Raw genomic sequence first — 3,413 nt, 5'->3', positions numbered from 1 at the left:
GTGCGGTCCGTGAACGAGGTGATCGCCATCGACATGTCGACCTCGAGGTCGAAGCGGACGTTCCCGCTGGAGCGCGCCGCCGCCGCCGCCCGCGCCGTCGCCGAGCGCGGCCGCCGCGGCAAGGTCGTCCTCGTGCCCTGAGCCGGCGCCTCAGCGCACCCCGGCCCGGTCGCGCACGCGCTCGGGGACCTCCGCGGCCGGCAGCGGCCGCGCGTACAGGTAACCCTGCACCAGACCGCACCGCAGGCCGCGCAGCACCTCCGCCTGCTCCGCGGTCTCCACGCCCTCCCCGATGACGTCGAGGCCGAGGTTGCGGGCCAGCGCGACGATGGCCGCCACCAGGGTGGTCGTGGCGTCGTCGCCGGTGAGCTCGCTGACGAACGAGCGGTCGATCTTCACGGTGTCCACGGGCAGGTGCCGCAGGTAGGACAGGCTGGAGTACCCGGTGCCGAAGTCGTCGATCGCGATGCGCACCCCCAGGGCCCGCAGCCGCTGCAGGCGGGCGGCCACGTCCTGCAGGTCGTGCGCCAGCACGCTCTCGGTGACCTCCAGCGTCAGCTGGTGCGCGGGCAGCCCGCTGGCCGCCAGGGCCAGGCGCACGGCCGTGACCACGTCGTCGTCGGCCAGCTGCACCGCGGAGACGTTCACCGCGACGCGGACCTCCCGGCCGCGCTCGTGCGACCACGCCGCGGCCTGCGCGGTGGCGGTCTGCAGCGCCCACGCCCCGATCGCGCGGATGTGCCCGCCGCTCTCGGCCAGCGGCACGAAGTCCAGCGGCGGCACCAGCCCGCGCACGGGGTGGCGCCAGCGCAGCAGCGCCTCGTAACCCTCCACCTCGCCGTCGTCGAGCTGGACGGTCGCCTGGTAGTGCAGCTCCAGCTGCTCCAGCGCGAGGGCGTCCGCGAGGTCCTCCGCGAGGCTGGCGCGGTCCTGCGCGGCCTCGTCCATGCCCTCGGCGAAGACCACCAGCCGGTCGCGACCGGCGGTCTTGGCCAGGTGCACCGCCAGGTCCGCGTCGCGCAGCAGCGCCTGCGCCGAGCGGACCCGGGTGACCGCGCTGTCGGCGACGCCGATGCCGACGTGCACGCGGGTGCGCTGCCCGGCCACCTCCAGGGGCTCGGCGAGGACGGTGAGGAACCGCTCCGCGAGCCGGCGGGCGCTGGCGGCGTCCCCGCCGACCGCGACGGCGAACTCGTCGCCACCCAGGCGCGCGACCCGGTCGTCGCGGCGCACGCAGCTGCCGAGGCGCTCCGCGACCGCCCGCAGCAGCTCGTCGCCGGCGGCGTGGCCGCGGACGTCGTTGACGGCGCGCACGTCGTCCACGTCGACGACGAGCACGCTCAGCGGCTGCGACCGCGCCAGGCGGCGGGTCAGCTCCTCCTCCAGCAGGGTCCGGTTGGCCAGGCCCGTGAGGGGGTCGTGCAGGCCCTGCTGCTCGTTGTGGCGCCAGGACGCCAGGTGGGCGACGCTGGCGGCGAGGACGAACCCGCCGTGCACGCCCGCCCACCACCACGGGTGGTGGACGGCCCCGTGGTGGCCGTAGACGCCGTGCGGGTCCAGCGTCCCCAGCACGCCGTGGTGGGCCACGACGATGCCCAGCCCCACCCCGAAGGGCACCCAGTCCTGGTAGAGGGCGACCACGCCGACCATCACGAAGAAGTGGAAGTGCGCCTCCGTCAGCCCGCCCGCCAGGTGCACGAGGACGGCGGACGCGGCGAACAGGCTCGTCGTGGCCGCCGCCGCCCGCCCCTTGCGCCCCCACGGGCACCACCGCGCCAGCAGCGCCGGCGCGGCCACCACGACACCCGCCGCCAGCGCCTGCCACCAGCCGGCACCCCACCCGAGGGCGAGGACCACCAGGGCCAGGGCCTGCAGCAGCGCCAGGCGCACGATGGTGCGGTGCCGGCGCTGCCACACCGCCTCGGGCAGCAGGCGCCCCTCGGGCAGCAGGCCGGCGAGGAACCACGGCAGCCGCCCGCGCTCCTGCGGGTGCGCCAGCTGCGGTCCACCGGTCCGCGCCGGTGCACCGGCTCCCCTGCTCGACGCCGTCACCCCGTGGTCATCGGCGCCGCGCGCGCCGGACCTGACGACCGCGGTCGCGGTGCGCGACCGGTTCACCCGGTCGGGTGCGGCGCGTGCGGGCGCAGCCGGAACCGCTGGAAGCGCACCTCGCGGCGCAGCTCGAAGCCGAGGTGCTCGTAGAGCCGGATCGCGCCGGTGTTGTCGGCCGAGGCGTGCAGGAACGCCGTCCGCCCGGCGCGGCGCGCGTCCGCCACCACCGCCGCGACCAGCCGGGACGCCAGCCCCTGCCCGCGCACCGACGGGTCGGTGCACACGGCGCTGACCTCCGCGAAGCCGTCCGGGTGCAGCCGCTGCCCGGCCATCGCCACCAGGCGCCCGGCGCGGCGGACGCCCAGGTAGGTCCCGGTCTCCGGCGTGCGCGGGCCGAACGGGCCGGGCCGGGTGCGCTCGGCCAGCTCGAGCATCTCCGCCGCGTCGGCCGGCCCCAGCCGCAGCGCCTCGGGGTCGTCGCCGGCCTCGACGTGCACGTCGACGAGCTGCACGCCCGGCAGGTCCCAGGTCAGCTCCGCCGCGGCCGGCACGTGCGCCGGCACCGCGAAGAGGACGACCTCCCGCCCCCCGCTGATCGCGGCGAGGTCCGCCCAGTCCGCGTCGTCGGCGTCCGCCGGCAGCCCCGCGAGCGGCCCGACGGCCGGGTCGTAGCGCACCGCGCGGCCCCGGCGCAGGGACAGCGGCGCGTGCGCGCCCAGCAGGGAGGACAGCACGGGGTTGTCGAGGGCGTCGGCCCCGCGGGGCCCCGCCGGTGCCTCCGCCCCCGCCGCCGCGGCGGCGCTCACAGCCACCCGGCGGGCGGGCCCGACAGCGGCCGCCAGTCCGGCAGGGTCTGCTGGGTGACGAGGACGAACGCGGACAGCGCCACCAGCGCCAGGAACGCCACGAGGACCTGCGTCTCGCGCTGACCCGGCGTCGCGGCGCGCAGCACCAGGCGGCTGCCGCGCTGCAGCGAACGACCGCCCGGGCCCCACCACGCGGTGAGCACCGCCGCCAGCGCCCCCACCGCGAGCAGCCGCGGCTCGGCCGGTCCCCCGGCGCTGACCCCGCCCAGCAGGCGCACGACGAAGGTGGTGCTGACGCCGACGAGCAGCGGCAGCACCGTGGCCACCGCGGTGGTCAGCGCCGCGCGCAGGGTGTTCCACGGCACCGACAGCGCCACCGCCAGCCCGTCGCTGGCCCGTGGGCCGGCCACCTCCCGCCGGCGCAGCAGGGTGCTGCGGCAGCGGTCCACGGTGCGGGCGGCGACCGCGCCCGCGACGGCGAGGACGACACCGGCCGTGGGGGCGACGGCGCAGACGCCGACGAGCGCCAGCAGCCCGACGAGCAGGGTGCCGGTG

General features: G+C 77.9%; 2 protein-coding genes and 1 pseudogene. All 3 read right to left on the bottom strand.

Translation table 11 applies throughout. The annotated features are described in order from the left end of the window. Nucleotides 1-150: 150 nt before the first annotated feature. Nucleotides 151-2,052 (bottom strand): putative bifunctional diguanylate cyclase/phosphodiesterase, encoded by a 1,902-nt coding sequence (locus tag ABEB16_RS18725; RefSeq protein ID WP_345713725.1) that lies wholly within the window; start codon nucleotides 2,050-2,052, stop codon nucleotides 151-153. Nucleotides 2,053-2,114: 62 nt separating this feature from the next. Beyond that, nucleotides 2,115-2,858 (bottom strand): GNAT family N-acetyltransferase, encoded by a 744-nt coding sequence (locus tag ABEB16_RS18720; protein WP_345713724.1) that lies wholly within the window; start codon nucleotides 2,856-2,858, stop codon nucleotides 2,115-2,117. After that, nucleotides 2,855-3,413: pseudogene (locus tag ABEB16_RS18715) on the bottom strand (hypothetical protein); the annotation flags it as partial. The gene ABEB16_RS18720 and the pseudogene ABEB16_RS18715, both read right to left, overlap by 4 nt.

The sequence above is a fragment of the Kineococcus glutinatus genome (assembly GCF_039542765.1).
Lineage (GTDB): Bacteria > Actinomycetota > Actinomycetes > Actinomycetales > Kineococcaceae > Kineococcus_A > Kineococcus_A glutinatus.
The sequence above is the reverse complement of the archived record's forward strand: the minus strand, read 5'-3'. Positions and strand labels throughout refer to the sequence as shown.